Origin of the sequence: Aldersonia kunmingensis (assembly GCF_001646865.1) — a bacterium.
GTDB classification, from domain to species: domain Bacteria; phylum Actinomycetota; class Actinomycetes; order Mycobacteriales; family Mycobacteriaceae; genus Aldersonia; species Aldersonia kunmingensis.
Genome location: NZ_LRRB01000067.1, coordinates 1 through 3,056, shown reverse-complemented (window position 1 = coordinate 3,056; position 3,056 = coordinate 1). Strand labels below are relative to the sequence as shown.

The following is a 3,056-nucleotide window of genomic DNA, read 5'->3' as shown; positions in this document are numbered from 1 at the left end:
GAGCTCTACAACTGGCTTGTTGCCAACGGCGACGGCGTTCTGACCGGTGACTCGTTCTTCCACCTGTCCGCCTACGGTGACGCCCTGCCGGGCCTGAACCTGTGCGGCGCCGGACGCGTGGTGTGCCTGATCGATCCGATCGGCGACGTATACGCTTGCCCGTTCGCGATTCACGACCAGTTCCTGGCCGGAAACATCGTGCGCGACGGCGGTTTCCAGCACGTGTGGCAGCACTCCGAGCTGTTCGCCGACCTGCGCTCGCCGCAGACCGGTGGCGCGTGCAGCAAGTGCGACCATTACGACTCCTGCCGTGGTGGCTGCATGGCCGCGAAGTTCTTCACCGGCCTGCCGATGGACGGCCCGGACCCCGAATGCGTGCAGGGCTACGGCGCTTCGGCGCTCGAGGCGGATCGCAGCGTGCCCAAGTCGAGCCAGGACCACTCCCGCAGCGGGCAGCGGAAGACTCCGCGTGCGTCGGTTCCGCTCACCCTGTTGACCCGGCCCCCGGCCAAGATCTGTGACGAAAACCCGCTCGCGGGAATGACTTAGAGGAATCAGATGGCAAAGAATGCGTGGTTCGAGACTGTCGCCGAGGCGCAGCGTCGGGCCGAGAAGCGGCTGATCAAGCCGGTGTACATGGCGTTGGTCGCCGGCTCCGAAAAGGGTCTGAGCACGTCCGACAACATGGACGCCTTCGGCGAGCTCGGCTTCGCGCCGCACGTGGCCGGGCTGTCGGACAAGCGGGAACTATCGACCACCGTGATGGGGCAACCACTGTCGTTCCCGGTGATGATCTCCCCGACCGGCGTGCAGGCCGTGCACCCCGACGGTGAGGTCGCCGTCGCCCGTGCCGCCGCCGCACGTGGCGTCCCGATCGGCCTGAGCTCGTTCGCGAGCAAGTCCGTCGAGGAGGTCGCCGAAGCCAACCCGCAGACGTTCTTCCAGATGTACTGGGTGGGTTCGCGCGACGTGCTCGTGCAGCGCATGGAGCGTGCCCGCGCGGCAGGTGCCAAGGGCTTGATCATGACCCTGGACTGGTCGTTCTCGATGGGCCGCGACTGGGGCAGCCCGGCGATCCCCGAGAAGCTGAATTTCGCCGCGATGCGGCAGAACGCGTGGCAGGGCATCACGCACCCGAAGTGGTTGTGGCAGTTCGCGAAGGCGGGCTCCATCCCCGACCTGACCACCCCGAACCTGGCCCCGCCCGACGGCGGACCGGCGCCGACGTTCTTCGGTGCGTACGGCGAGTGGATGGGCACCCCGCTGCCCACCTGGGAGGACGTCGCGTGGCTGCGTGAGCAGTGGGGCGGGCCGTTCATGCTCAAGGGAGTCATGCGGGTCGACGACGCCAAGCGTGCCGTCGATGCCGGCTGCACCGCGATCTCCGTGTCCAACCACGGCGGCAACAATCTCGACGGCACCCCGGCCCCGATCCGGGCGCTGCCCGCGATCGCCGAGGCCGTGGGTGACGACCTCGAGGTCGTGCTCGACGGTGGCATCCGGCGCGGCAGCGACGTCGTGAAGGCCGTCGCCCTCGGCGCCCGCGCGGTGATGATCGGTCGCGCCTACCTGTGGGGCCTCGCCGCCAACGGGCAGGCCGGTGTCGAGAACGTCCTCGACATCCTGCGCGGCGGTGTCGACTCCGCCGTGCTCGGCCTCGGACACTCCAACATCGCCGACCTGTCTCCGGCCGATCTGGTCATCCCGGACGGCTTCCGGCGCGATCTCGGCGTCTGATCCAGACCGGAAAGAAGGGGATTCGCCTGCGGTGCAAGGCGAATCCCCTTCTTGCTTCACTGGGTCAGCTCTCCGATTCGGCGTCCACCGTGGAGGTGTCGGGCTCGATCGACTTCTGGCCCGACGACAGACTGCTCACCTCGATGCGGCGCGGCTTCGCCTTCTCCGCGACCGGCAGCGTCACGCTCAGGACGCCGTTCTCGTAGGTCGCGCTGATGCGGGACGTGTCGACCCCGTCGCCGAGCGAGATCTGCCGCATATAGGTGCCGGCGAACCTTTCGGACGCGATCCACTGCACGCCCTCGTCGCTCGGCACGCTGCGCTGCGCCTTCAGCGTGAGGGTGCCGTTGTCGACGTTCACGTCTACCGAGCCGGGATCCACGCCGGGCAGGTCGGCGTGCAGGACGTAGTGGTCACCGGCCTTGAACAGGTCCATCGGCATGAACCGCGGTGCTCGTGCCGTCCCAGCCTGGGTACCGAGAAGTTCGCGAGTCATGGCATCGAAATCACGGAACGGATCGAAACGAAGCACAGTAACCACCTCCCGAATGTTGAGGGCGCCCGTCACCTCGGCGGGCGACCGGATCCGGCTGTGCAAAATCCGGATCTAGCACTCTCAACGGTTGAGTGCTAATTGTTGTTCCCAAAATCACCAGCGAACACCAAATAATTTTCGGTCGTCGCCCTCGAATTCCACCCGGCGCCCGGACTTGATGGTACCCGGCGTTACAGTTACGAGTGACTGCGCCGGTTGCTTCGTCGGCTCGATTGCTTGGAGGTAGTGCATTGGGTGCGCAACGCTCGACCGACTTCGACGTGCTGATCGTCGGCTCCGGATTCGGCGGCAGTGTGACCGCGCTGCGACTCGTCGAGAAGGGGTACCGAGTCGGGATCCTCGAGGCAGGCAGGCGGTTCGCCGACGACGAGTTCGCCGAGACCAGCTGGGACCTGAGGCGGTTCCTGTGGGCGCCCAAGCTCGGCTGCTTCGGCATTCAGCGCGTCCATCTGCTGCGCAACTGCCTGATCCTGGCCGGTGCGGGCGTCGGCGGCGGGTCGCTGAACTACGCCAACACCCTCTACAAGCCGGGCGCCACCTTCTTCGACGACCAGCAGTGGGCGCACATCACCGACTGGAACGACGAGCTCACCCCTTACTACGAGCAGGCACGCAGGATGCTCGGCGTCGTGCAGAACCCGCACATGACCCCGGCCGACGAGATCATCAAGCAGGTCGCCGACGACATGGGCGCGGGCGACACGTTCATCCAGACGCCGGTCGGTGTGTTTTTCGGTGAGGCCGGCACAACCGTTCCCGACCC

4 protein-coding genes are annotated in these 3,056 nt (G+C 66.7%); 3 read left to right on the top strand and 1 reads right to left on the bottom strand.

The window, feature by feature from the left end:
- Positions 1 to 549, top strand: a 549-nt coding sequence (locus A8G08_RS04720; RefSeq protein WP_157108405.1) for an SPASM domain-containing protein, incomplete at its 5' end; no start/stop codon positions are given.
- 9 nt (positions 550 to 558) lie between these two features.
- Complete coding sequence (mftD, locus tag A8G08_RS04715) at positions 559 to 1,737, top strand: pre-mycofactocin synthase MftD (RefSeq protein WP_068270795.1); 1,179 nt, start codon at positions 559 to 561, stop codon at positions 1,735 to 1,737.
- 64 nt (positions 1,738 to 1,801) lie between these two features.
- On the opposite strand, the gene A8G08_RS04710 is transcribed toward mftD, so the two are convergent.
- Entirely contained in the window at positions 1,802 to 2,269 is a 468-nt protein-coding gene (locus tag A8G08_RS04710; protein ID WP_068270799.1) for an Hsp20/alpha crystallin family protein, read from the bottom strand.
- Between the two features lie 254 nt (positions 2,270 to 2,523).
- Between A8G08_RS04710 and A8G08_RS04705 the strand changes: the two genes are divergently transcribed.
- The coding region (locus tag A8G08_RS04705; RefSeq protein WP_157108404.1) for an NAD(P)-binding protein at positions 2,524 to 3,056 on the top strand (533 nt) is incomplete at its 3' end.